The sequence below is a fragment of the Xanthobacter sp. DMC47 genome (genome assembly GCF_056313845.1).
Map to the genome: position 1 here is coordinate 1 of NZ_JBQUZM010000009.1, position 22150 is coordinate 22150.

27 protein-coding genes are annotated in these 22150 nt (G+C 61.6%); 4 read left to right on the forward strand and 23 right to left on the reverse strand.

Features of this window, described 5'->3' with window-relative positions; genetic code table 11:
• The 3 genes from ACT54R_RS24555 to ACT54R_RS24565 form a co-directional block, all read right to left on the reverse strand.
• Positions 1–1051: AAA family ATPase (locus ACT54R_RS24555; protein WP_476331412.1), on the reverse strand; the 1051-nt coding region annotated here is incomplete at its 3' end.
• A 103-nt stretch (positions 1052–1154) separates the two neighbouring features.
• Entirely contained in the window at positions 1155–3488 is a 2334-nt protein-coding gene (locus ACT54R_RS24560) for a cobaltochelatase CobT-related protein (protein ID WP_476331414.1), read from the reverse strand.
• 340 nt (positions 3489–3828) lie between these two features.
• Entirely contained in the window at positions 3829–4305 is a 477-nt protein-coding gene (locus tag ACT54R_RS24565) for a hypothetical protein (protein ID WP_476331417.1), read from the reverse strand.
• Positions 4306–4647: 342 nt separating this feature from the next.
• Between ACT54R_RS24565 and ACT54R_RS24570 the strand changes: the two genes are divergently transcribed.
• The 4 genes from ACT54R_RS24570 (at position 4648) to ACT54R_RS24585 (ending at position 6897) form a co-directional block, all read left to right on the forward strand.
• On the forward strand, positions 4648–4860 hold the full coding sequence (locus ACT54R_RS24570) for a hypothetical protein (protein WP_476331420.1): 213 nt from the start codon (positions 4648–4650) through the stop codon (positions 4858–4860).
• A gap of 204 nt (positions 4861–5064) precedes the next feature.
• A complete protein-coding gene (gene repC, locus ACT54R_RS24575; protein ID WP_476331423.1) occupies positions 5065–6216 on the forward strand; it encodes a plasmid replication protein RepC in 1152 nt (383 codons plus the stop codon).
• Positions 6217–6256: 40 nt separating this feature from the next.
• Positions 6257–6541 carry a toxin-antitoxin system TumE family protein gene (locus ACT54R_RS24580; RefSeq protein WP_476331425.1) on the forward strand — a complete coding sequence of 95 codons (285 nt, stop codon included), beginning with the start codon at positions 6257–6259 and terminating at the stop codon, positions 6539–6541.
• Positions 6541–6897, forward strand: a complete 357-nt coding sequence (locus ACT54R_RS24585) for an HVO_A0114 family putative DNA-binding protein (protein ID WP_476331427.1) — start codon at positions 6541–6543, stop codon at positions 6895–6897. The genes ACT54R_RS24580 and ACT54R_RS24585 overlap by 1 nt, the downstream gene beginning before the upstream one ends.
• 85 nt (positions 6898–6982) lie before the next feature.
• Here the strand turns inward: ACT54R_RS24585 and ACT54R_RS24590 are convergent, their stop codons facing one another.
• From ACT54R_RS24590 to ACT54R_RS24685, 20 genes are all read right to left on the reverse strand, one after another.
• Positions 6983–8296 (reverse strand): ATP-dependent DNA ligase, encoded by a 1314-nt coding sequence (locus ACT54R_RS24590; RefSeq protein ID WP_476331429.1) that lies wholly within the window; start codon positions 8294–8296, stop codon positions 6983–6985.
• On the reverse strand, positions 8293–8847 hold the full coding sequence (locus ACT54R_RS24595) for a hypothetical protein (protein ID WP_476331432.1): 555 nt from the start codon (positions 8845–8847) through the stop codon (positions 8293–8295). The genes ACT54R_RS24590 and ACT54R_RS24595 overlap by 4 nt, the downstream gene beginning before the upstream one ends.
• A complete protein-coding gene (locus ACT54R_RS24600; RefSeq protein WP_476331435.1) occupies positions 8847–9086 on the reverse strand; it encodes a hypothetical protein in 240 nt (79 codons plus the stop codon). Before ACT54R_RS24600 ends, ACT54R_RS24595 begins: the two co-directional genes overlap by 1 nt.
• A complete protein-coding gene (locus ACT54R_RS24605) occupies positions 9086–9598 on the reverse strand; it encodes a hypothetical protein (protein ID WP_476331438.1) in 513 nt (170 codons plus the stop codon). Before ACT54R_RS24605 ends, ACT54R_RS24600 begins: the two co-directional genes overlap by 1 nt.
• 53 nt (positions 9599–9651) lie before the next feature.
• Positions 9652–10749: a hypothetical protein gene (locus ACT54R_RS24610; RefSeq protein WP_476331441.1), complete on the reverse strand. Its 1098-nt coding sequence runs from the start codon at positions 10747–10749 to the stop codon at positions 9652–9654.
• Between the two features lie 13 nt (positions 10750–10762).
• On the reverse strand, positions 10763–12130 hold the full coding sequence (locus tag ACT54R_RS24615; RefSeq protein ID WP_476331443.1) for a DnaB-like helicase C-terminal domain-containing protein: 1368 nt from the start codon (positions 12128–12130) through the stop codon (positions 10763–10765).
• Positions 12131–12268: 138 nt separating this feature from the next.
• Positions 12269–12964: a hypothetical protein gene (locus ACT54R_RS24620; RefSeq protein WP_476331446.1), complete on the reverse strand. Its 696-nt coding sequence runs from the start codon at positions 12962–12964 to the stop codon at positions 12269–12271.
• On the reverse strand, positions 12961–13746 hold the full coding sequence (locus tag ACT54R_RS24625; protein WP_476331449.1) for a PhoH family protein: 786 nt from the start codon (positions 13744–13746) through the stop codon (positions 12961–12963). The genes ACT54R_RS24620 and ACT54R_RS24625 overlap by 4 nt, the downstream gene beginning before the upstream one ends.
• Positions 13747–13862: 116 nt before the next feature.
• Positions 13863–14282 (reverse strand): M15 family metallopeptidase, encoded by a 420-nt coding sequence (locus ACT54R_RS24630; protein WP_476331452.1) that lies wholly within the window; start codon positions 14280–14282, stop codon positions 13863–13865.
• Positions 14283–14308: 26 nt separating this feature from the next.
• Positions 14309–15523, reverse strand: a complete 1215-nt coding sequence (locus ACT54R_RS24635) for an SGNH/GDSL hydrolase family protein (RefSeq protein WP_476331455.1) — start codon at positions 15521–15523, stop codon at positions 14309–14311.
• Positions 15520–15714, reverse strand: coding sequence for a hypothetical protein (locus tag ACT54R_RS24640; RefSeq protein ID WP_476331458.1), 195 nt, complete (start codon positions 15712–15714; stop codon positions 15520–15522). Before ACT54R_RS24640 ends, ACT54R_RS24635 begins: the two co-directional genes overlap by 4 nt.
• Before the next feature lie 61 nt (positions 15715–15775).
• Positions 15776–16900 (reverse strand): hypothetical protein, encoded by a 1125-nt coding sequence (locus tag ACT54R_RS24645; RefSeq protein ID WP_476331461.1) that lies wholly within the window; start codon positions 16898–16900, stop codon positions 15776–15778.
• A 74-nt stretch (positions 16901–16974) separates the two neighbouring features.
• Positions 16975–17268 carry a hypothetical protein gene (locus ACT54R_RS24650; RefSeq protein WP_476331464.1) on the reverse strand — a complete coding sequence of 98 codons (294 nt, stop codon included), beginning with the start codon at positions 17266–17268 and terminating at the stop codon, positions 16975–16977.
• Positions 17189–17593, reverse strand: coding sequence for a hypothetical protein (locus ACT54R_RS24655; protein WP_476331467.1), 405 nt, complete (start codon positions 17591–17593; stop codon positions 17189–17191). The genes ACT54R_RS24650 and ACT54R_RS24655 overlap by 80 nt, the downstream gene beginning before the upstream one ends.
• Positions 17590–17913 carry a hypothetical protein gene (locus tag ACT54R_RS24660; RefSeq protein ID WP_476331470.1) on the reverse strand — a complete coding sequence of 108 codons (324 nt, stop codon included), beginning with the start codon at positions 17911–17913 and terminating at the stop codon, positions 17590–17592. The genes ACT54R_RS24655 and ACT54R_RS24660 overlap by 4 nt, the downstream gene beginning before the upstream one ends.
• Positions 17910–18470 carry a glycoside hydrolase family 108 protein gene (locus tag ACT54R_RS24665; RefSeq protein WP_476331473.1) on the reverse strand — a complete coding sequence of 187 codons (561 nt, stop codon included), beginning with the start codon at positions 18468–18470 and terminating at the stop codon, positions 17910–17912. Before ACT54R_RS24665 ends, ACT54R_RS24660 begins: the two co-directional genes overlap by 4 nt.
• Complete coding sequence (locus tag ACT54R_RS24670) at positions 18463–18732, reverse strand: hypothetical protein (protein WP_476331476.1); 270 nt, start codon at positions 18730–18732, stop codon at positions 18463–18465. The genes ACT54R_RS24665 and ACT54R_RS24670 overlap by 8 nt, the downstream gene beginning before the upstream one ends.
• Positions 18733–18826: 94 nt before the next feature.
• A complete protein-coding gene (locus tag ACT54R_RS24675) occupies positions 18827–19510 on the reverse strand; it encodes a hypothetical protein (RefSeq protein ID WP_476331479.1) in 684 nt (227 codons plus the stop codon).
• The gene (locus ACT54R_RS24680; protein WP_476331482.1) at positions 19507–21738 is read right to left on the reverse strand and encodes a hypothetical protein; all 2232 of its coding nucleotides are present in this window, start codon (positions 21736–21738) and stop codon (positions 19507–19509) included. The genes ACT54R_RS24675 and ACT54R_RS24680 overlap by 4 nt, the downstream gene beginning before the upstream one ends.
• A 70-nt stretch (positions 21739–21808) precedes the next feature.
• Positions 21809–22150, reverse strand: a complete 342-nt coding sequence (locus ACT54R_RS24685; protein WP_476331485.1) for a hypothetical protein — start codon at positions 22148–22150, stop codon at positions 21809–21811.

The window sequence follows — 22150 nt, forward strand, 5'->3', positions numbered from 1 at the left end:
TTCCGATCTTGCCCGCAGCGAAGGCGGTGCGCACGTCGCCGGCGAACTTGACCAGCTTCGAGGCGTCGCTCGCCTTGATGCCCGTCTGCTGCGCGACGACCGCGGTCTCGATACGCGGGTCCATGTAGCCGACTTCCTCGACGATACCGAAGCGGCTGTAATTCGCGGCGTTCTGCATCTGGGTGCCCTGGTAGAGACCCGTCTCGTCGCCGCCGCCGTTGGTGTTGCCGGTCGCGACGAAGCGGAAATTCTCGTGCGGACGAACGATGCGGAACTCGGGCGGCGCATCCTTGATGACCAGCGCCTTGCCTTCGAGCACCGGCTGGTAGACCGAGAGAACGCTCGGCATGGCGAAGTCGTACTCGTCGGCGCAGTAGACGTAGCCGTTAACCATCGCGAGCGTGAGCGGCCCGGGCTGGAAGATCGTCGACTGATCCTTGACGATGTACTGACCCACGATGTGGCTCTCTTCGGTGTTCACCGTGTGCTGCACACGCATGAACGGCCGATTGGTGCGCGCCGCGACCTGTTCGAGGATCGTGGTCTTGCCCGTGCCGTGATAGCCCCAGAGATAGGTCGGAATGTTGAGCTCCAGGCCCATGATCACGACCTTGCAGAGATCAGGCTGGAACACGTAGCGCCGATCGATATCGGGCACGAGCGCCTGGGCGTCGGCGTCGAGATCGGTGAGGGTCTTGATCACGATCGGGCCGCCGCGCGTCGAGGTAACGCCGGGCGTCGACTCGTCGAAGCCGAACACCTCGTGAAACTTCCGGCGCGCGAAGCCCTCGTTGGTCGTCTCGCTCGTCTCGCTGGCCGCGCTCTGAGCCGCCGCGGAACCATCAGCGGCGCTGGCCGCCTTCTCCGCGCGGATCTTATTCGCCATCCGCTGAGCCTTCTCGGACAGAATCGGCGCATCCGGGAACTCGGTGCGATAGCGCTCCAGCGTCCAGTCGGGATGGTGATTCTTGAGATAGTGGGCGATCGAGTGCGTCTTGGCGCCGTCGATCTGGCACGTAATCTTTTCGTCGCTTTCAGCAACCGTCGACATTGTGACCTCGTGAGTGTGTGTGCTTACGATTCAAACTAGCATTACTGCGCGAGGGTGTTAAGTCAAAATCGACTGAAACCGCCCGGCAAAATATGCGCGTGGATCAGGCGGTGAGGATGCGCCGCAGCTCGCCCATCACGCACGCGGGCAGATCCTCGACCCGATGAAGGACCATGTGCCGCGGGTAGTAGTGCTTCACGGAGTTATCCATGATGCCGATACCGATCGTCTCGACACCCATCTTAGTTGCATCCTCGACCGTGCGCCGCAGATGCTCATGCAAGGCATACGGATTACCGCCCCCAGCAGCCGGCTGGCCGTCCGACAACACGAGCAGGACCTTGCGCTTCTCCTTGCGGGCGAGAAGACGCCGCGCAGCGATCGCCACGCATTCGCCGTCGACGTTGTTCTGCAATGGCACCGTGCTGGCATAGATCGCCGACGCAAACCGCTTACGCACGGTCGGCGTGAAGCGCTCCGAAAACTTCTTGAAGATCGGCATGTAGAGCGGCTCGACGCGAGCATAGCGCACGCCTGGTGTAGAAGGCGGGTAAGAGGAAGCATATGTGGTGGTGAAGCCCATACACTCGCTGGTGATATTGACGCGATCGAGCGTCTGCGCCAGGGCGTAGCCCGCCTTCATTGCAACGGCGAACTTCGATTCACCGCCACGACTGTAACCACCACCCATCGAGCCCGAGTTGTCGATCAGCAGTCCGACCGCCGTATCCTTCGAGACGTTCTCGAACTTCCGACGAAACACGCGGTCGTCGCCGGCCATCAGCCGATGCAGTCCGGCAGTGTGAAGACGCCCCGAGCGATAGCCCGGCACCTTCATCACCTGCGACTGAGCGGCCATCATGCGCTCGATGTCCTTCTGCATCTTGCCGATCATGTGACTGGTCTGGTCGTCGATCTTGGCGATCGCGCTATCATCGAGGCTGTCGGAGATCCGACCCTCCTCGATCACATCGAACTCGTTGGTGTAGATGACGTAATCGGCGCTCATCGCCGCGACCGCTGCGCTCTTGGAGAGGGTGTCGGAGATCGCCTTCTCGAAGTCGGTCTCCTTGATCTCCTTGAGGGCGGACATCACCGATCGGCCGGTCTCTGTCGGAGGCGCGTGAGCTCCACCCTCATCCTCCTCGATCTCCAGCTCCTTCGGCGGGCCGGCGCCGGCGCCCTCTTCATCTGCTTCGCCAGAGCCTTCGCCGGGCGAACTGCCTTCGTCGCCATCTTCGTCAGAAGATCCGTCGCCGGCACCTTCGCCCTCCTCACTCTCCTCGTCGTCGGCTTCTCCTTCGCCGCCTTCCTCGTCGTCGGCGCCGTCTTCATCGTCGGCCTCGTCACTCTCATCAGAGTCGTGACCGTCTTCGTCCTCGGGGTCTTCCTCGTCAGACTCGCCGTCACCATCTTCCTCGGATTCGTCGTCAGCCTCGGGCTCGTCGCCGTCAGCGTCGTCGGTATCCTCCTCGGGTTCGTCGGCGTCTTCCTCGGGCTCCTCGCCATCGTCGGCGCCATCACCCTCAGCGTCTTCCTCTTCCTCCTCTTTTTCCTCCTCGTCGTCAGACTCGGGCTCTTCCTTCGCCTTCTTGGGCTTGGGCTTCTCACCCTTATCCTTCTTCTCGGGCTTCTCGCCGGCACCCTCTTCGGGGCCAGACTCTTCCGACGGATCGCTCTCGGTCGGCTCTTCGGTCTCACCCGACGCACCGCCGCTTTCGGGCGAGCCTTTGCCGGACTTGTCCTTGTCCTTCTCCTTCGATGGCGCGCTCGACGGGGGAGGGGGCTCCTTCATGAGCGCGTCCATCAGCTGCCGCGTCACCTCGATCGACTCGGCCGTGCTGTTGATCTTGGGGACGCGCGCGATCAGCGCCGGAGGCACGCGCTTGAGGAACATCGCGATGTCGGGGCGTTCCGCGATCTTCGTCTCTTCCATGTAGCGCTGGAACGCCTTCTGACCCGCCCAGCTGCGGACGAACACGGGCATCAGCACCGCGATCTCTTCGGCGATATTGCCTGCAACCTTTTCGAGCGCGGGCTTGGTGAGTTTCGCGAGGAAGAACTCGTGCAGAAGGTCCAGATTGAACGCAGTGCCCGGCAGCTTCTTTGCCATAGCACGTTCGATGTAGCTGTCCTCAACGATGTTGAAGAGAGAATGAGCCGCCTCGCCGGCCTGCTGACCGAACTTCTTGGACGCTTTGAAATCCGAGAAGAAGATGTGGGCGATCTCATGATCGAGAAAGCCTTGGATCGCAAGGATCAGGCTTTCATCGGCGTTGTCGGGCAGGTACGGAATGTTGACCAGAATGGGCTTGCCATTGTGATCGGCCCTGACATAGGCGTCCATGCCGCGTTGTGTGACCTTGAGACCCTGGCCGGTCAGCATGTGAGTGACCTTCACGATCGCAGCGCGAAGGATCTCAAGTTCCTTGTTCATGACTCTCGCTCGTTTAGTTTAGTCAATCTTGACTATAAGTCGCGCTACACGGAAAGCGAGCGGGTTATCGCGGAAGAATCACGGCGTCACCCAGCGGCGGGATCAGCACGTAGACCTTACCATCGTCGCGATGGACACCGGCGAGAACCTGGAGCGACCCGCTCGTTTCTTGCCGAAACTCGGTGAGTGTCTCGGCGTAGGCGAACGCTTCGTCGATCGGCAGCGTCCTGTAGCTCGGCTCACACATATTCATGACGTACCCTTTTAGTCAATATTGATTGATCCACTACGCCATTGAAAAAGCGCCATGCGGCGCTTTTTCGGACCCTCGGAGGAGGGGTCACTTCGCCTTCGCACCCTTTCCGTCGGCTTTACGCTCGGCGATCGCTTCGACCAGCTCGCCCCTGGTCTTGGGGGTGAAGATGGCCTTGAGCTCTTCCTTGATCCGCGGCGTCAGCGCGGGATCAGTGCCGCCGGAAAGCTCCCGGATGTACTCGACGATGGTCCGCTCGTTGGCGGACAGATCGTCGCCGAGAACCTCTTCCATCGGCGGGCCGTTCTCCGGCCAATACTGCTCCAGCGCCATCTTGAACAGCCCGATGGGGTCGACGCCGAGCGCTTTCGCGAGGGGCGTCACCTTGTCGAGCGGAACCCGGGCCTGACCCGTGCGGATCATCGACACCATCGTCGAGGACTTCGAGTAGCCAAGCTCCACAGCGATTGCGCGCTGATTCTTGACATCGGAGAGCGCGTCGACCTTTTCGGCCACAAACTTGGTGAGCCTCGTCTCCTTGAACGGAGCGCCATATTCAATCATGTTCCGCGATCTCCAGCTTTCTCTCTGTCCCCTAGATGCGTCATTTGAGCAGCCGCAGACATCATCATCTGCACATCATTTATAGCGTGACTGTCAGAGCGCGTCGCCCGGGTTTCGTGGATTGAATCGGCTAAATCAAAATTGACTGACGGAACGTCGCACCGGCTGAATCGGGTGTCAAGACGCCACGTTTGTATACCAGGGCGAATTCACGACGAACGCGGCCCGCATTCCATAATCTTCCTTCTGCGAACGGATCACGGGCGCGCGAGGCGGTGTCTATGCGCCGGCGCACGAATCGGACATAACTAGCAACCTCTGTTCGATTCTCGTGAGGGGCGTATGGCGACCGACAAGGAGCGCGAGCGCGTTGCGCGTATGCGGCAGAACCGCCGGCAGCTTGGCTTCCGTGAGACCACGATCTGGATACATCAGGACGTGAAGGCACGGATCGACGAGATGATCTCGTCCGGTCGTTATGAGTCCCAGTCCGCGGCCCTCACGCACGCGGTCGAACAGTTCTTTGGTGCGACGGAGAAGCGATCAATCAGCTAGATGCGGCAAAGCAAAAGGCCTCCAGGGCGGCAACCCTGAAGGCCTTTTAAGGAGCGATACCGCAGAGCCGTGAAGGGATCACAGGTCAGAGGCGAATCACTGGAGTCCTAGACAGCTCCAGTTATGACCTCCCCTCCCAGCTCTGTCAAGAAAACACCCTTCGGGGTGAACGCCCCTGCTTTGCCTCCAGCTCGGAGGCGGAAGATGGAGACGGTGCCTGTTGGGGGCCGGCGGCTGAGACATGCCGCCCTGGCCGGGAGGAAGCTCGTCCTCGATGAGCGACGAGGCGTTTCACGCAAGGAACTGGCCGCGGCCGCGCGGGATGCCGAGAAGGCATTCGACCTGCGCCCTGCCCTGCGCCTGGTGCTCGGCGAGCTCGTCGGCTGTTATGGCGAGCAGGAGGTCGCGGGCCGGCTGATGATCTGGCCCTCGAATGAGTACCTGGTCGAGCGATCGGGTCTTTCGGAGCGCGCCATTCGGCACGCCGTCCGCGATCTGGTGGATCTCCAGCTCCTCACGCCGAAGGACAGCGCCAACGGCAAGCGCTTCGCTGTGCGCAACAAGGAGGGCGATGTGGTCGACGCCTACGGCTTCGATCTGACGCCGCTCTATGCGCGCCGGGCCGAGTTCGCCGGCCTCGTGCTGCGCAAGCGCCAGCTGGAGGAGATCCGCTCGCGCCAGTTCGACGAGATCACCATCGCGCGCCGGGCTACGGAAGAGGCGCTGTACGCGCTTGAGGTCCACTTCCCGGAGATCGACCGGGCTGAGTTCGAGGAGGAGCTGGAGCGCCTGCGCGCATCCGTGCCGCGGCGTTCGTCGGCCGCCCCGATCGAAGGGCTGGCGAACCTGTTCACAAGCCTGCGGGAAAAGGTCGAAGAAACCTTCTATAAAGCGGGCAATGCCGGCAGTTCGTGCCGCCACAAAGAAGACAACAACGATTCTCCTAGTGAGACTTGTACAAGGGCCTTCCAGGGGAAGGCTGAGCCGCCTGCCTCGGCCGACGAGCGCCTGCACCGGGTCCCACTGGGGCTCGTGGTGGAAGCCTGCCCTGCCCTCGCCGACTACGGCCAGGATGTGCGCAGCGATGCCGACCTTGTGGCGGCCGCCCGCTTTCTCCGGCCGACGATCGGCGCCCATGAGGATGCCTGGCGCGAGGCGCAGGAGAAACTCGGGCCGGTTCGGGCGGCTGCGGCATTGGTGTTCGTGCTCCAGCTCCACACCGATGATGTGGCCGCCGGCCGGAACCATATCAAGAACCCGGGCGGCTATTTCCGCGCCCTGGTGCGAATGATAAGCGAGGGCAAATTCAGCCTTGTCGCCGAGCTGGGTGCGCTCCGAAGGCGGCACGCGCTATGACGTTTGACGACATAGCGATTTTGTGCGAAAGTCGAGCACGATGAAAGCAGAGCTTCTCCTACATCGGAAGACGACGCTGCCCGATGGCGCTGTTGTGGAGTTGAAGCTCTGGCTGGTGCCAAGTCCGGTTGAACCGTCCGGGCACCTCTACAAGTATTCGCTGTTCTACGGCGTTGAAGGAAGACGGATCGTTGCTTACGACAACGAGCGCGGAAAGGGTGATCATATCCATTATGGTGAGGAGGAGGTCGCATATACCTTCTCGACGCCGGATCAACTGATCGCCGACTTCCTCGCGGACGTTCAAAAGGCACGGAGGGACTGATGGATAAAACGAAGATCGTGTCTGTTGGCACCGTCGACGAGACGCTGGAGCGCATGGGTCACGATTTCGTCGACGCCTGGAATAAGGCTGACCGCGGTGAGCGGGTCGCCGAGCGTGAGCTGACCTACCTGCCCCTTGAGACGCTGGCTGCTCTCTCGACTGAGAAGCGAGTTGCTGTGCTCCGCCATCTGCGCGTGCATCCCGAGCGCAGCATCAGCGATCTCGCCAAGCACCTAAAGCGTGACTATCGGCGGGTGCATGATGACGTGACCGTTCTCTTGGGCACCGGACTGGTGACGAAAGAGAACGGCATGTTGAAGGCGCCGTTCAGCAAGTTCGAGGTCTGCATAGACTAAGGGGCAGGCACCGAAATGCCCGCCCCTCGTCAGCACACGACACACACACGCACCACTTTAACCGAAGTGGTCACGGGTTACAATACTAGTCCTCCTTGTCGCTGCGAAAACACACGAAACGGGGGTGACGAAGACTGCCGTCCGGCGTGACCTCGTGGAATTCGACCTCGGCGATACGCCCGATCGGATGATCAGCCCACAGGTCGATGCGCTGCTGATCGGAGAAACCGCCGCCGACGCGCACCTGGACGCCCTTGTGATCGACGATGATGCCGCCGAGCTGCCCGGTGTACTTGCCGGTGCCCTCGAAGACGCCGACGACCTCAAGATCGATGGTCTCCTGGTTCTTCATCTTCTGCCAGCTGGCCGAACGCTTGCGCACATAAGGCGCATCCAGCTGTTTGACCATCGCACCTTCGAGGTTCTTGTTTCGGAAGGCTCGGTAGTAGTGCTCGATCTCGGATATGGATGACGCGATGTAGCTTGGAGCAGCCGAGAGATACAGCTTTGTCGGCGCATATTGCAGAAGATGCGTGAGCACGCGCCGGCGGTCTCGATACGGAACGACAGGCTTGGGGCTCTGCCAGTCTGCCCAGCTGACCACGTCGAAGAAGCGCAGCTCGGCATCGGCCGCTTTCACATCTGCCTTGCGCACGTCGCTGACGGTCTTGTTGAAGGTGCCGCTGATGATCTCGCAATCGAGGACGGTATTTCCCTCCTCGTCACCGATGAAGTCCCAGATCAGGCGCCGCATTTCCTGCGGAAAACGTCCATACTGGTCCTCTTTCACGTTGTACCGAAGTTGCTCGATCATTTCGATCACATGCTCGCCGAGGTGCGCAACCGCGGGAATGACGTGACCGGTGCGTGTGTGAAAGACCGCGCCCTTGCCGGAAACGATGCAGGTCGACCGAATGCCATCGTACTTCGGCTCGACCGCCACGGGAAACTGGAGCTTCTCCCGATCCAGCGGCTGCGCGAGCATCACGTCGAATGTCGGGATCAGCCCAGGCTTGATCTTGTTGATGGTCTTGGCGGTGACGCCGCAGCCGAGATCCTTGGTGAGGATGATGTCGACGACCATCTGCCCCTTGAGGGTCATCGAATCCACGACCGTCTGAATGGCACGCTTGGCGGCGTTGCCGGTCAGCTCGCGACGCCCGAGGCGAAGAAACAGATCCTCGATCTGATCGATGCGTTCAGGAACGAACGAGCCGATCTCCTCGCACGTATCGCCGATGCCGGAGACACCATAGGTGCGATAGGGGTCGAGCGCGTAGACGCAGACCGCGCGGAAGAACGGGTCCTCCAGGTGCTGCTTGAGCAATTCGCTCTTGTTGATGCTGCCCTTCGCCTTGGCGATATCCCAGAGCGCGTCGCGGACCTCCTCGATGTTCACGCTGCACTCTCCTTCGCTGCATTGGTGATCGCGGCGGCGATGTTGCCCGTCACGGCCGCGTCGACCAGGGCGTCACGCACGGCCGGCTCGGGCATGGGCACAGGCTCGGCCTGGACCGGCGAACGCGCGATGCGCTGACGTGTCGGCACGGCAGCCGGCCGGACACCCTTACGCGCGGCCTCGTTGCACTCGCGCAGCTTCGCCTTCTCGCCGTCACTGGCGCCGATGGACTCGATCACGCTTTCCAGCACCACGATCGGCGCGATGCGGCCGAGGACGGAGGTGGAGAGCGCCCCGTGCCGGGGCTCGGGCGAGTAGTAGGGGTCGCTGCCGTCGCGCGCGATCTCGGCCTTGATGTGCCAGATCGGGCACTTGCTGCACCGCATGGCCGCCTGACAGCCCTTGCGAACCGCCGGTGCCTGGCCGCGCATGACCTTGTAATCGAGGTGAAAGCACGCGCGAAGCTCAGTCTCCACGCCGAACACCGGACAGGTGATCGACATGCGGTTGTCGGCGCTGTAGGTCTTCACGACTCCGTAGCGAACAGCCATTAGAACAGTCCCCAATCAATTTGCCCGGTCTCGACCAACTCTTCGATGTTGTCCTCCAGATCGATATCGGCCTGGAGCGACTGGGCGCGGTTATTCAAGAGCACGACCAACTTGCGCTGCGGCTCACGCAGGGCAACGATCAGCTCGGCGACGGACATCTGGTGCGCGAGGTGCTTCTGGCGCTCGATCTCGGCGAGAGCGGCCGCACGAGCGGCGCGTGCGTCGGGAATGAAGGGCATCAGAACATGCCCCACAGCTCATTCTCGGCGATCTTTTCCTCGACGGTCGGCTCGGGGATCTCGAAGGTGCGCGGCGGCGGACGCTTCGCCTTGAACTTCCCGTCCTCCTCGACGTATTCGATAGGTGGCTCGGGTTCGCGCATACCGGAGGTGTCAGCTTCGGGCGCGATGAAAGCCACGTTGGTCGCGCCCAGCTTGAACCAGTAGGCAGTGAGTTTCTTCTGGAGGTCCTCCAGAGACCAATCCGACCATTCGTCGATCTTCTGGACCTCAAACCCCCTTGCAACGACGCTCTCGACCGCTTTGCGTTGCTTGGTGTGATCGTAGGCACGATCAAGCCGCTCGACATCCATCGAGCCCCATTTGCCGCTAGCACCCCAGCGCTGAATATGGAGCGTTCGACACAGCTTCGTGTTGACGATGAGAAGCTCGTGCCACTCCTTGCCGATCCCGCGGTTGCCTGGAAGATCGTGCAGCGAAGTGCGATAGACGTTGAATTTCGTGTCGGTCATCGTCTTCTCGTGTCGTGTGTGCAGATCATTTATAGCGAGTGTGACGCGGTAGTTTAGTCAAAAACGACTGAAGCCGACGGCACTTTATATGGGCTGCGGAGACGCCAGCGCACGGCCTGGGCGGCCGTCAGCTCCAGCGCCTCGCGAAACGCCTGCTGTACCTGCGCCGCAGAGACCTCGTTGGGGTCGCAGCCGGCCGGGAGCAGCGCGATCCGCACGCGCAGACCGATCCGCTTGACGATCTCACCGGCGCTGATGGCCGCCATAAGGGCGCTGTGCTCGCCGTCCCACATGAACGTCAGCTCCTCGAGCCCCTGCCGGCGCAGCTGGATGAGGCGCCCCAGCTGATCGTTGCCGCTCATGTCGCCATAGGAGAGGCTCTTGCCGAACGTACCTATCGGCACCACGTCCCGCAGCTCCACATCCTGGTCCAAGGCGATCTTGATGGCGGCAACGTCGAAGGCGCCCTCCCCTGCCACAGCCCGCCTGGCTCGGCCGACGTTTTGGCCGTTCAGGAGAAAGCGCCCGGTTCCTGGGAGGCCCTTGGGGAAGAGATACTTTCGGTCCTCTGCCTCTCCAGTGATATCGCGGCCCTGGAACGTCTTGAGCGTGCCGTCGAGGTCGTAGACCGGAATGATGACGCGCCCGTCGAACTTCTGGTAGCGGGGCTTCCCTTCGTCGAGGAAGCCGTAGTTGCCCGTGTGGCAGTAGCGCAGGTGGAAATATCGCGCGATGTCACCGGTGATGCCGCGCTGCTCCAGATAGGTCAGGTTCTCGCCCTCGCGCGTGGGGAGCGCGAATGAGGTGGGGAGCTTCACCTCGCCGTCGTCGACTGCGACCGTCACCGTGCGCTTGGGGCGCCAGCCCTGCTCACGCATGGCCTCTCGGCAGTGATCGAGCGTGTCGCGCCAGGTGCCGCCCTGCGCCTTGTGAATGAAGCCGACCTTGTTGAACGTCTCGTTGCAGACGAAGCAGTTGCCGACCCCGCTCTCCGCGTTCAGGTAGACGCGCCAGCGCCGGTCCCCGCAGGCCGGGCACTCCTGCGCGTTGATCTGCATCCCGGAGCGGCCGCGACCCATCTTGTAGGCCCTGCCCTCGCGGTCGAACCACTGCTCCAGGTCGAGGTGTTCGCGGATCTCGTCGAAGTCCATGCCAGCCACGAGATCACTCCTTGCCGAGCACCTTGGTGAGGAAGCGCATCTTCTCGCGGTCCTGCTTGATACGCAGGGTGAAGCCGTCTTCGCTATTTCGCGAAGCCGCGAAATAGAGACGGGACTCGCCGGACGCTCGCTCGGCCTCATTCGAGTTGATGGAGATGATGATATCGGCCGTGCGGATCTTGTTGAAGTCGTCGGCCACGTCGGTCATTTTCGCCACCATGGCCTTCGCGCCCTCGCGGTTGGTCTGGGTGGCCGTCAGCACCGCGGCATTCTCTTCCGAGGCGATCGCGCGCAAGTCGATGTAGATGCTGCGGAAATTGTCGATGCTGTTGTCGGAGCGATACTCCGGCGCCATGATGTCGGCATAGTCGACGATGATCAGGTCGAAGACGATGCCGCGGGCCTTGTAGCGCTCGATCAGCCGGCGCAGCTGGCTGGGCTTGAGCGTGCCCGAGGGAAACTCGTGGATCTTGAAGTGACCGGCCTTGGCCGCGGCCTTCTCGACCGCCTCCTTGACCTTGATCGGAGTGTCACCGAGGAGCCTGACCGCCACATCGGAGATGTTGGCGTCGGTTCGGGTGCCGATGATCTTCGCCGCCACCTCGCAGCTGGCGTAGAGCACGTTGTAGCCGGCCAGGGAGGCGTTCTTGCCGAACTCGCCCAGCGACATGGACTTGCCGGCCTTGGCGGCGCCCATGATCACAGACAGCTCGCGGCGACCCCAGCCATGGTGATAGAGGTGCTTGTCGAGCTCGGCGCTGCCGGTTGTGATGCCGTCCTTCTTGATCTTGCCCGAAGCGATATCGAGTCGCTCCTGGTGCCGGCTGTGAATCTCGGCCCAGTAGTCGTATTCTCCGAAGTCCTCGGTGATGCCGACAAGCTGCGCCTCGCGCATCAGCTTCTCGATCTCGGTGAACTTCTTGCGCGGATCGCCGCGGTCGAGGATCTCGACCGATTTGACGATGGCGTCTTCCATGGCGCGATGCTTGGAGAACGAACCGATCTCGTCGAGGACGAACTCGCGATCCGAGATATCGGTCTTGAGCAGCTCCTTGAGCCGCGGGCCGAGGTCCTTCTTGAGGTCGCTCCTGATCAGCTTGCGATCGAGAGCGTCCTTGATCAGCGTCGGCAGGCTCTTGATCGTCGGCGTCGTCTTGTAGCGGCCGTAGAAGTCGAGGCTTACCTTCGCCAGGGCCGCATCGACCTCGTTGCCGAAATAGCTCGGGCTGAGCAGGCCGGAAGCACGCGCCATGAATGAGTTGTCGCGCATGGCGAGCGCGAGGATCTTCTGCTGAAACCCGTCATCGTAGGTGTAGGTCGGCGCGCTCGATGCGGCCGGCGTCAGCTCTTCTTCCTCACTTGCCGACACCATCAACCCTCCGCACGTTAATTCAAAATTGATTTAAGCATGAGGCGAAAAAAAGGGAGCCGCTGGCCGCGACCCCGCCCATTGCAACGCTCATGCTCGTTCATCGTCTCATGCGTCTAGTATAGCGACGAGACGATCGGTCTATTGAAGGCAAACCCGCTCGGTCATCTCAATGCCAAAACGTCCCTCGATCTTCTCGATCGGCAGAATGTGCATCTCGTTGACGAACCGACGCAGAGGCTCGGCCGGGTTGTCGCGCCGCATGGCCTGCCCCATCAGCCATTCGTGGTGCGCATTCTGCGGGGCGCTGCCGACGTACCGGTCGTTGCGATACTCTGGGTGTTCGCCATAGAGCAGCGCGCCGCTCTGCATCTGGTCCCAGCGCTCGGCGACACGTTCACACACGCGCTCGGAGTATATCTGCCATGCCCGGGGAAGATGCCGCTGCTGCCAGTAGCGCAGGGTGTTCCCGATGGCCTCGCGGATGAAGGTGTCGTAGGGCATCCCGAGGGCGTCAGCGAACTGACGCCCATGCCAGATGCCGGAGACGACCTGCGCGTCGCACTCGAACACGTTCTCCTTTTTCAAGGGCTGAATGTGTTCGCTCGCGCGCTTGTCGATGTTGCGCGCGAAGGCATCGCGATAGGCCTTGCGATACTCGTGGGCGTAGAGAAAGGTCGCATGGACCGGGTGCATGAAGCGGTAATCGAACCACTTGTGCGAGAACAGGTGACGCTCGTGGGCGACCCAGTCCTTCCGAGAGAACTGGTACATCACCTCGTCGCACTCGTCCACGCTCAGATCGAGCCCGAAAACCTCTTCATCATCCCATTTCATGCTGCGCCCAACGTTCGTCTCACACCTGCTGCATCGTCATTATAGCGAGCAGCGAGAGGCTGATCGTTGTCATTCGAGTAGGCTCGAACGATCTCCTGGCAGATGCCGGAGCGCACAACGTCCTCATGGGTGAAACGCACCGTGGTGATGCCGGCGATGCCGTGGAGCCGGTTGATGGCATCCGCGAGACCGGAGGCACTCGGGCTGGGCAGATCGCACTGGGTGGGATCGCCGTTGATGATGAATCGAGCGTTCTCGCCGATCCGGGTGAGCAGCATCTTCATCTGCGTCCGGGTGGCGTTCTGCATCTCGTCGGCGATCAGCCAGGCATTCTTCAGGCTGGCGCCACGCAGGAAGGCCAGCGGGCGCGCCTCGATGGTGCCGTTGCGCAGGTGATATTCGAGTGCCCCGCTGCCCAGCTTCTCCTCCAGCGCGTCGCGCACCGGCCGGAAGTAGGGCTCGAACTTCTCATCCATCTCGCCGGGCATGAAGCCCAGGGACTCGCCGGCCTCGACCGCCGGCCGGGTGATGATGATCCGCTCGATCTGCTTGCTCTTGAGCGCCTCTGCCGCGCGAATGGCGGCGAACCAGGTCTTGCCGGTGCCCGCGGGTCCCACCCCGAACGTCACGCTGTTCGCGTGCATGGCGGAATCATAAAGCCGCTGAGCGTCGGTCAGCGGCTTGACGGGCACATCGTTGGGCTTGACGATCTTCTTGCTGAGCTCCTCGTTCGCCAGTCTCAGAAGGGGTTCGTGGTTCTTGCGCTTCGCATCGCGCCGCATGTGACGGTTGATGGCGCGATCAACGGGAGAGCTCATATGGGGTACTCCGTGACTGATACTCATAGAGTACCCCATAAATCAAAATTGATCTATTCTTGACTTTGCAAGAACTGATCTCAGCGCACGTAGTCCCGCCACGGATGCAGCTCGAAGTGCGGCGTATCCACGAAGCGCTCATCCGAGGTCTTGCCGTTCATGTTCCAGTCGGCGCCCCAGCGCACCGGAATGCCGAGCTTGTCGGCCGCGGCCAGGATGTGCTTCGCGATCTCGCGGAACTTCTCCATGTCGTCCCAGTCGGCATCCTTGAAGGGATAGGGGATCACGTCGACCGCGACGGCCGGATCGTAGTTGTGGGGCGACTGGCCGAAGCGCGCCTTGGAGTTGCCCTTCCGATAGGCCTCCTCCTGCTCGGCGCGGCCACGGTTGCCGCAGATGACGGTGAAGTCGTGATGCTGGATAGCCTCGTCGAGCACCTTGCGCAGGAGCGGATGTACCTTCTCCAGGTTCTTCAGCGAGCGGGGTCCGAAAGTGGGCATTGGAGGTTCCTTGAGTCGAAATTGATTTAAGCCGCCAGCACGTCGAGAACCGTCTCAAGGACAGCGTTCTTAGCCACTCGATGACCAGCATTGGTCCAATGCACACCATCGTAGTAGTAGTCGGGATCGGTGTAGACGAGCTGCGGACACCGCAATTCATAGTCCACGATGCCGTCCGCAAAAGTATGCCACCTCGAACGAAACTCGACGTTGATCGCCGCAGCAAGAGCTGGTGTGAGATTGCCGGTAGGAGTGGTCAGAGAGTGCAGAGTTGTTGGGATCACGAGATCGAAGCCTGCTGCCTTGCGAGCCAGGCAATAGCTCTCCATGTTGTCCACGACCTGCTTGGCCGTGAGGACATTCTGAATGGGGTCGTTGCCCATCTCCTGCACAACCAGAATATTGAAGTAGTCTGCTTCGGCCGCCCTCGGGTCCACCTCGGTCGCGGCATCGGCGATCATCTGCTGCGTCGTCTGGCCGGGCACCCCATAATTGACGATGGGAACATTCCAGGCCCCACCGATGCACGCGGGGTAGTGTTGAACGCCATCGCTGCGTCGCTGAAGAGAATTTCCATCGAATACAAAGCGGAGCTTCTTGGGTGAAGGCGGATAGATGATTTTCTTGCGAGACAGGGCCGTGCGGAGAGAGGACACACGCATGGCGCCCATATTGAGACTCGGATAGGTAATCCGAAACTTGATCTGGATCGGCGTGTTGGTGACGAACGACCCAGCCGAGAAGCTGCGGACGTTGGAGGCCCCGGTTCCCGCGTCGGGGTTCCGCCGCCATCCATCGCCTTCACCGGACGACTTGTAGGCAAGGGCGCCGGTCGGCGAGAATAGGCCGATGTACTGTCCCCTCGATACCGGAATGGCAAGGTTATCGAACACGGTCAACGCATTCGTGTTGGTGCCGGGCGTTATATAGTCCGGCCCGATCTGCTGATACGCGCCGTCGCCGCCGAGAACGAACGTCTTGATAGCCAGCGAGGCACCAGCACTACCGCCGCAGCATTCGATGCTCGTGATGAGGCCATCTGCGATGACCCTATTGTTGAACAAGAACGTAGCGGGAGAGACAGTGTTCTGGGGGCCGAGAACCACCCGCTCCGGGACGCCGACGTATTGATCCATGTCGAGCGCGGACGCGGCCTTAAGGCGGCTGAGCTGGCCGGTTAGACCTGCCACCTGCGCCTGCGTGGCACCGCCGGCGCCAAGAATATCAGAGATATCGATCACTGGCGCACCCAACGACTACGAGTAAGCAGACGACCATCGTCATTCCATGTGAATGTCCGAATCCAGGTCGAGTTGCCGTCCGAAAGAGTAATGGTAAGCGGGTTGCCGGCGTCGTCGTAAGTGGCCGCAATCTGTTCCATATCATCGGGGAAGATCGCAGTTCCCTCACTGTCGCGAACAGCGTTAGCCATTCCATTTCTCCTCGGTTAGTCCATCCATTATAACATAAATCGAAATTGATTTAACAGGCGGTCAAGCGTAACCGTATTCCTTGCGCAGGAAGTCCAGCACCTGCACGCCGCGGTCGATGTCCTCGAAGAACAGGGTCTCGCGCGTCTCGGGAACGTGGACCACCATGGGCACCAGGAAGGGCGTGTTCACGCGGAACGCCTCGCGCTTGGCGTAGCTGTCGAAGGACTTGTAGGTGCCCAGCTGGATGCCGTGGACCACCCTGCTCTGCCCCATCCACTGCTTCTGAATCGCGGTATGGCCGGCGACGTGGATGTGCCCGCCCCAGACCACGTCTTCGCCCTGCCAGTTCTCCAAGATCCAGACCGTAATGGCGTGGACGCTGTTGAAGCGGGAGTTGCCGCGGAACTTGTGCCGGGCGACGTGGGTGAAGGCGCTCTCGCCCGACAGCAGACGCACGCGCACCTCGTCGGGGTCATAAATGGGGCCAAGACCCATATCCTCGAACATCTTCTTCATCACGTCGACGCCGCCGGCACTGGTCGTCCAGTCCATGTGGTTGCCGGAGATGGCCGCGATCAGCTTTGGGCCGAGAATGGCGAGATAGTGCTCCAGGATGCGCCAGGCATCGGCATGGCTCATCACGTCCTTGCGCCGCTCGCGCTCCAGGAAGCCGACGATGAAGTTGTCGAGCCAGTCGCCGATACCGACGGCGTAGAGGGCCGGATGATCGGCGATAACCTTGGCGTCGTCGAAGGCGCGCCGTGCCATGGTGCCGATATTATTGAGGTGATGATCGGGCAGCCCCACGACGCCGAAGGGGCCGGGCGTCTTGATGCGGATGTCGATGCAGGCCTTCTGGCCCTGGTAGCGGCTGAACCGCTCATTCTGGGTGAACACCCGCTCCAAGAGGGTGTCGATGGGCTCTTCGTAAGGCTCCGGCACCGTCTCGATGTCGCGGAACTCGATGCCCGTGGGCCGGGGAGCGTCGGCCTTCGCCATGCGGGAGATCAGCGCCGGAACGTCGTGACCCAGTGCGTGCTCGCGGCGGATCATGCCGGCGGTGTTCTTCACCGTCTTGACGCTGAGACCGAGCTTTTCGGCAACATCCGACAGCGTGGGGTAGGTCGTCACGTCATTGAAGATGGACGCGAAGGACGAGAGACGTTCAATCTTTTCCGAAGCCATTCAACACCCACGAGCCGGAAGAATATCCAAGCCATCGACAGAAAGTATATAGAGACTCTGAATCTCTATACTCTCTAGTCTTGGCCGCGGTAGTAGCGCACAACGCCCATGATCTCAGAGGACCACCGGCCCATTTCCTTCTTGTTTTGCGGAATGATCTTCGCGTCCTCCGGCGTCATGCACACCATGGTGCCGTTCTCGCAGGACACGAACTTCTCATCCCTCAGCTTCATCGGCTCCGGCAGCGGAGGATGCACCGTCTTGGTGCGCTCGACCGTCAGGTTCAGCTCACGGTCGTGAGGCGCGTTCGAGCATCCGATTAAGGTCATGAGACAGACGGGAAAGATCAGCAGAAGCTTTGCGCGCATCGGTCGTATCCACATTGTTGATTTCGTCCTGCTTGGCGCTCCACTCGGCCCGGGCGACCGCCAGTTCATCGTTGAGCTGCTTCATCGCCGCGGCCTGTCGCTCGACCTCCTTACGCATGGTGTCGAGGGACTTGCGGGCGAGATCCGCGGCGATGCGCTCCTTCACGAGGTCTTCCCGGGCCTGAATGAGATCGTCCTGAATGGACTTCACATAGAGGTAGCCGCCCCCGACGAGCGCGACGACGAACAGGGCAGCGATACCCATGAGCACCCACTTGACGGTCCCGGTCTTGAGACCGACGAAGGTAGCAATCGCGGTGATCATTTCAGCGGGTCCTCATCGTCACGAAGATTGGGCGGCCGGCGCGACGGCATATCCATGTCGAACACGAAGTTCTTCCGCTTGTCGTTGTCGTCCCAGACGCCGCCGAACACATAGGAGCCGATGATCGCGACGCCGGCCGCGACGAGCGCAAGACCGATTTGCTGGTTCACAGCAGTGTCCGCGCCGCGGAAGATGATCCACGACACATGGCCGCCGATGTAGATCAGCGCCAGGAACATCACGATCCGCCGGATACGCCAGTTCTGCTCGAACAGGGCGTAAGCCAGCCGGTCGGGGTCGCTGCGGCGCCGATAGGTCACTGAAGAAAGCTCCGGGCTCGGGTTCGCCAGCCATTGCGGAAGACCGCCTGGGACGGGTTATCCTCGATGATCGCGTCGTAGAACTTGAGCCGCTGATCGACGAGCGCGTTGTTCACCGCGGCGGCGCCGTTCTGCTGGATCATGTTGAAGGCGGCGAGCTTGGTCTGTTCACCAAGAAGGCCGTCGATATGGATGCGCGCACCAAGGCTGGTCAGGGCGCGCTGAAGCAGGATGACGGCACGCTTGGCGCCGGCATTCACCGCGATGTCGAACATCTGCGCCCAGACCTGGTCCGGCAGGATGCCGAAGTTGGGCCGGATGAAGAAGTCCTCGGTGAAGAGCCGCTTGGCGATCGCCGGCGTGACCAGGCGGATGTCGGCGGCGTCGATGTCGCCATCGCCGTCCAGATCCATCTCCGGCTTGCCGCGCGCATACTTCAGCGACACGCCATAGTTGGTGATGCCGCCGCGGTCTTCCTTGTCGTTGGTGAGGCCGCCCTCGCTCTCCAGGATGCGATCCAGGATGGCGTCGAGCACCTCATTGATGCTCTTAGCCATGAGTCTTGCCCCAGAGCTTGTCCCAGAGGGTCACGACCATCACGAGGATCGACCCCAGACCCAGAAGGATCATGTAGCCGCCCTCAGCCTTGGCGATCTTGGTCGTGGTCTCGGCCTGGCTCTTGTTGAGGCTGGCGAGATCGCTCTCCAGCTTCTCGAAATTCTTGTCGGTCTTGTCGCGATGTTCGACCAGATCGCGCTGCATCCGGTCCAGGCGGTCTACGACAACAGCGAGGGTTGCATCCTGACTTTCGGCAGGCATCTCTCTCTCCATCGAGGTGAGACGCCACAGTCGCTCGGGCATCAGTCAAATTTGACTTATTATAGCGGAAGAGCCTTCGCTCTGTCCAACTAGATCAGCCCGGAAAGACCCACGCGGCAGCCAATCCGTTGCGCGATGTGGTCCAGCTCCAGATAAGCGTAGCGTTAGAGCTGGCCGAAGTCTGGGGCGGTGTCGATCCGAAGCTGGCGTAACCAGTCGATTCAGGCGTCACGCTCGCATCGACTACGGCGGACAGACCGGAGATCGACTGAGCACTTGTCGTGTTGCCCCACATGACGATCGAGAAGACGATGCTGTTTGCGGCCGTATCGATGCCGGTGAGCGAGATGGAGGCGCCGGACAGCGTGGTGGACGAAACATCACTGACCCCGGCACTCGTCGATGCCCGGTTGACGACACGGTGAACTGCAATCGCGCAGCTGCCCGCGTTTCCATTCAAGGTCACGACGATATCGGCCGTGGTGCCTGTGGGAACCACTGCCCGGGCGACGAGGAAGCCCTGGAGCGCCGGATTGTTGATCTGAGCCTCAAGTGTTGCCGCGACGCCACCGATCGTCACATTGGTGATCGTTCGGGTCGCGACACCACCATGAAAGATGGCGATCAGAACGAACACCTCGCGAGAAGGGCTCGGTGCGCCAATGTCGGCCGCGGCGAAGGTGTAGGAGGAGAGGTTTCCCGCATCCGAGTAGGCCGCTCGGAACTCCTTGATCACCTGGCGTCGCGCGCTGATGAACCCGGGGGAGAAGCGGCTCACGTCGAGGCCCCCAGGACATCCCATTCGTTGGTCGCGGTCTTGATGAGCGTCGCGCCCGTCCCCGACTTGATGACCGTGCCGGCACCGGTGAGCGTGACGCCGCTGTCCGCGGAGAGCGTGATGTCGCCGTTGAATGCGGCGATGTCGAGCTGGGCGCCGACGGCCATGCTCTGCGAGCTGTTGTTGGGCACCGTCGCCGTCTTGGCGCCGCTGAAGGTCATGCGGACGTACTTGAGCACGTCGCCGGCCTGAAGCGTGTAGGTCGCCCCAGTCTGGGTGTTGATCGTCCGATACACATCGGACTTGAGCGCGAGAGCAGCCGCCACAGGCGTGGAGACGGGCTTGTTTGCGTCCGAGGTGTTGTCGACGTTGGCAAGCCCCACGTCGCTCTTAGTCAGACTCAACAGGGTGCTGTCGATCTTGGCGCTTGCGTTCAGCGCGACCAGGTTGCCCGCGGCGCTACCTACGGTCCCTGCAATCCGCGTCCAGCTCGACCACGCACCGGTCGTCTTCTGGCGCGCCCAGATGTTCATGTCGATGGTATCCATATCCATCGCATATTGGCGACAGTAGGAACCACCCGAGCTGAACGTGTGGGTCTGAACGCGGACGAAGATCCAACCATTCGGGAAGGCCGGAGGGGTGTTCGCCTTGCCGGAAACGTCGAGATTATACTCACCAGCGACGGTCAGATTGTCGAGATCCGTGACAGCCGTGACGCTGGCGAAATTGTAGATGAGACCTTCCAGCGGCGCGGTCACGCGGCTGTTGGCATTCAGGCCGGCATAGCCGTTCGCGGCGTTCTTTGCGGTGAGCGCCTGATAGTTGGACGCAATGTCCGTGATCTGAGCGACCGTGTGAACGTGCCCGCTCGCGGCCTTGCCATCGAGAGCCGTCTGAAGCCCGGACACGTTTGCGATGGCGATGGAAGCGGAGGCCGCGTCGAACGTGATAATGCCGGTCGTGTTGTTGACCGAGACGCCGTTGGAGCCGGAAACAGCGGCGCGGGCGCGCGCGGTCGTGAAATAGAGGTTCGAGCCTCCTTCAGCGACCGCATCGGTGTTGAAGGAGATGTTCGCCGAGCCGTCGAAATTCACACCGTTGATCGTGCGCGCCGTCGCGAGCTTGGTCGCGGTCGCTGCATTCCCCGACAGGGCACCGTAGAACGTCGCCGCCTCGATGGCGCCGAGGGTGCCGGCCGTGGACAGATCGTTGGACGAGATCAGAGCCTGCCAGCGGTCGTTGCTCTCGTTGAACACCAGGTAGGCGTCGGAGGCACCGCGCTCAGCCTTGAGGCCGAGATAGCTCACGGCACCGGTGTTTGCCCGGCCGACCGTGATGATGGGGTCCTCGACCTCGATCGTGGACGTGTTGAGCGTGACCGTATCGCCCTGGACCGTCAGGTCTCCCGTGACGATCAGGTTGCCGGAGACGGTGCCACCGAGCGAGCTGAACGGGGTGTAGCCCAGCGCGCCGGAAATGTCGGCCGGCGTCGGGTTACTCCCTGCCGTGACGATACCAGCCGCGTTGACCGTCAGCTTGGACCAGGTGCCGGGCGTCACGCCACTGGGCGCCAGAGAAAGGCTGCCCGTGATGGAGCCGGTGACGACCAGATTGCCGCCGATGCGGGTATCGCCGGCCACGCGCAGGCGTTCGGCGCCGGGCTCTTCGCCCAGGCCGACCTTGCCGGCAGTGTGAAGATCACCAATCTGGCCGACGTTGAAGCCGTTGAACTCCCAGCGACGGTTCGCCTGATCATCGCGGAACAGGATCGAGGCGTCGATCAGCGTGCCGCGCTTGACGACGAGGCCGGCGGCCTTGGTCGGAGCGCCGGTGTAGCCCTTCTGCACGACAAACTGGCTGGAGATCGTGCCGCCGAAGACAGAGCCGGCCGAGAGCGTGTTGATGGCGCCGTCCAGCGTGGTCATGGCGACACCGAGCAGGCTGCCCGTGTTGGTGTCGCCATAGGTCGGGTACGGCATCAGAAGATTGGGCGTGAAGTCCCGATGGACGGCATAGGAGAGATCCTCCTCCGTCTCGCCCGAGTAGGGCGTCTCAAGGGTCATTTCGCCGTCGCCGCCGACCGCGGCAATGGTGTACCAGACGTTGTCGTTGCTGACCGAGAAGAGATTGCCCGGCTGCACGTTGGCGAGCCAGGACGTGCCCTCGCCAAGCACCGTCTGAGAACCCTCGGTTACAGAGACCGTACCCTGGCGATACTGACCCATCTACACACTCTCAGGCTGTCGGCACGTCACTCCACCGAATGCCTATGTTAAATCAGTTTTGACTTAACATCTAGTCGGTAGACGGCGTTTCCTTGTCGAAGAGTTCGAGCGCCTTCTGAAGCGGCGTCACCTTGTCCAGATCGTGGCTGCCGGGAATGATCAGCCCGTAGTGCGGGGAGAAGTCCTTGCAGGCGATATAGTCGAGACCAGAAGCGCCGGCGATCGTGCCGAGGTTGATCTTGTTGGTCAGCTCCAGCGTGGTGGCCGTGACCTTCGAGATCTGGAAGGCGCCGATCAGGGACTCGATCACCAGGAACCAGCCCGGCTCGATCACGCCGAGCCAGGACACGCCGTTGCCGGTGACGACATGGCTGTTGTTGGCGATGTTGATCGTTCCCTCGACGTACTTCAT

Excerpts from the sequence above, each read along its gene's own strand:
- ACT54R_RS24655 (WP_476331467.1), bottom strand. The coding sequence starts at position 17,593 with ATGATCACCGCGATTGCTACCTTCGTCGGTCTCAAGACCGGGACCGTC.
- ACT54R_RS24665 (WP_476331473.1), bottom strand. The coding sequence starts at position 18,470 with ATGGCTAAGAGCATCAATGAGGTGCTCGACGCCATCCTGGATCGCATC.
- ACT54R_RS24630 (WP_476331452.1), bottom strand. The coding sequence starts at position 14,282 with ATGCCCACTTTCGGACCCCGCTCGCTGAAGAACCTGGAGAAGGTACAT.
- ACT54R_RS24565 (WP_476331417.1), bottom strand. The coding sequence starts at position 4,305 with ATGATTGAATATGGCGCTCCGTTCAAGGAGACGAGGCTCACCAAGTTT.
- ACT54R_RS24625 (WP_476331449.1), bottom strand. The coding sequence starts at position 13,746 with ATGCGGCGCGATGCGAAGCGCAAGAACCACGAACCCCTTCTGAGACTG.
- ACT54R_RS24615 (WP_476331443.1), bottom strand. The coding sequence starts at position 12,130 with ATGGTGTCGGCAAGTGAGGAAGAAGAGCTGACGCCGGCCGCATCGAGC.
- ACT54R_RS24610 (WP_476331441.1), bottom strand. The coding sequence starts at position 10,749 with ATGGACTTCGACGAGATCCGCGAACACCTCGACCTGGAGCAGTGGTTC.
- ACT54R_RS24645 (WP_476331461.1), bottom strand. The coding sequence starts at position 16,900 with ATGGCTTCGGAAAAGATTGAACGTCTCTCGTCCTTCGCGTCCATCTTC.
- repC (WP_476331423.1), top strand. The coding sequence starts at position 5,065 with ATGGAGACGGTGCCTGTTGGGGGCCGGCGGCTGAGACATGCCGCCCTG.
- ACT54R_RS24605 (WP_476331438.1), bottom strand. The coding sequence starts at position 9,598 with ATGACCGACACGAAATTCAACGTCTATCGCACTTCGCTGCACGATCTT.
- ACT54R_RS24640 (WP_476331458.1), bottom strand. The coding sequence starts at position 15,714 with ATGGCTAACGCTGTTCGCGACAGTGAGGGAACTGCGATCTTCCCCGAT.
- ACT54R_RS24685 (WP_476331485.1), bottom strand. The coding sequence starts at position 22,150 with ATGAAGTACGTCGAGGGAACGATCAACATCGCCAACAACAGCCATGTC.
- ACT54R_RS24650 (WP_476331464.1), bottom strand. The coding sequence starts at position 17,268 with ATGCGCGCAAAGCTTCTGCTGATCTTTCCCGTCTGTCTCATGACCTTA.
- ACT54R_RS24620 (WP_476331446.1), bottom strand. The coding sequence starts at position 12,964 with ATGAAATGGGATGATGAAGAGGTTTTCGGGCTCGATCTGAGCGTGGAC.
- ACT54R_RS24595 (WP_476331432.1), bottom strand. The coding sequence starts at position 8,847 with ATGGCTGTTCGCTACGGAGTCGTGAAGACCTACAGCGCCGACAACCGC.
- ACT54R_RS24680 (WP_476331482.1), bottom strand. The coding sequence starts at position 21,738 with ATGGGTCAGTATCGCCAGGGTACGGTCTCTGTAACCGAGGGTTCTCAG.
- ACT54R_RS24580 (WP_476331425.1), top strand. The coding sequence starts at position 6,257 with ATGAAAGCAGAGCTTCTCCTACATCGGAAGACGACGCTGCCCGATGGC.
- ACT54R_RS24570 (WP_476331420.1), top strand. The coding sequence starts at position 4,648 with ATGGCGACCGACAAGGAGCGCGAGCGCGTTGCGCGTATGCGGCAGAAC.
- ACT54R_RS24560 (WP_476331414.1), bottom strand. The coding sequence starts at position 3,488 with ATGAACAAGGAACTTGAGATCCTTCGCGCTGCGATCGTGAAGGTCACT.
- ACT54R_RS24585 (WP_476331427.1), top strand. The coding sequence starts at position 6,541 with ATGGATAAAACGAAGATCGTGTCTGTTGGCACCGTCGACGAGACGCTG.
- ACT54R_RS24670 (WP_476331476.1), bottom strand. The coding sequence starts at position 18,732 with ATGCCTGCCGAAAGTCAGGATGCAACCCTCGCTGTTGTCGTAGACCGC.
- ACT54R_RS24600 (WP_476331435.1), bottom strand. The coding sequence starts at position 9,086 with ATGCCCTTCATTCCCGACGCACGCGCCGCTCGTGCGGCCGCTCTCGCC.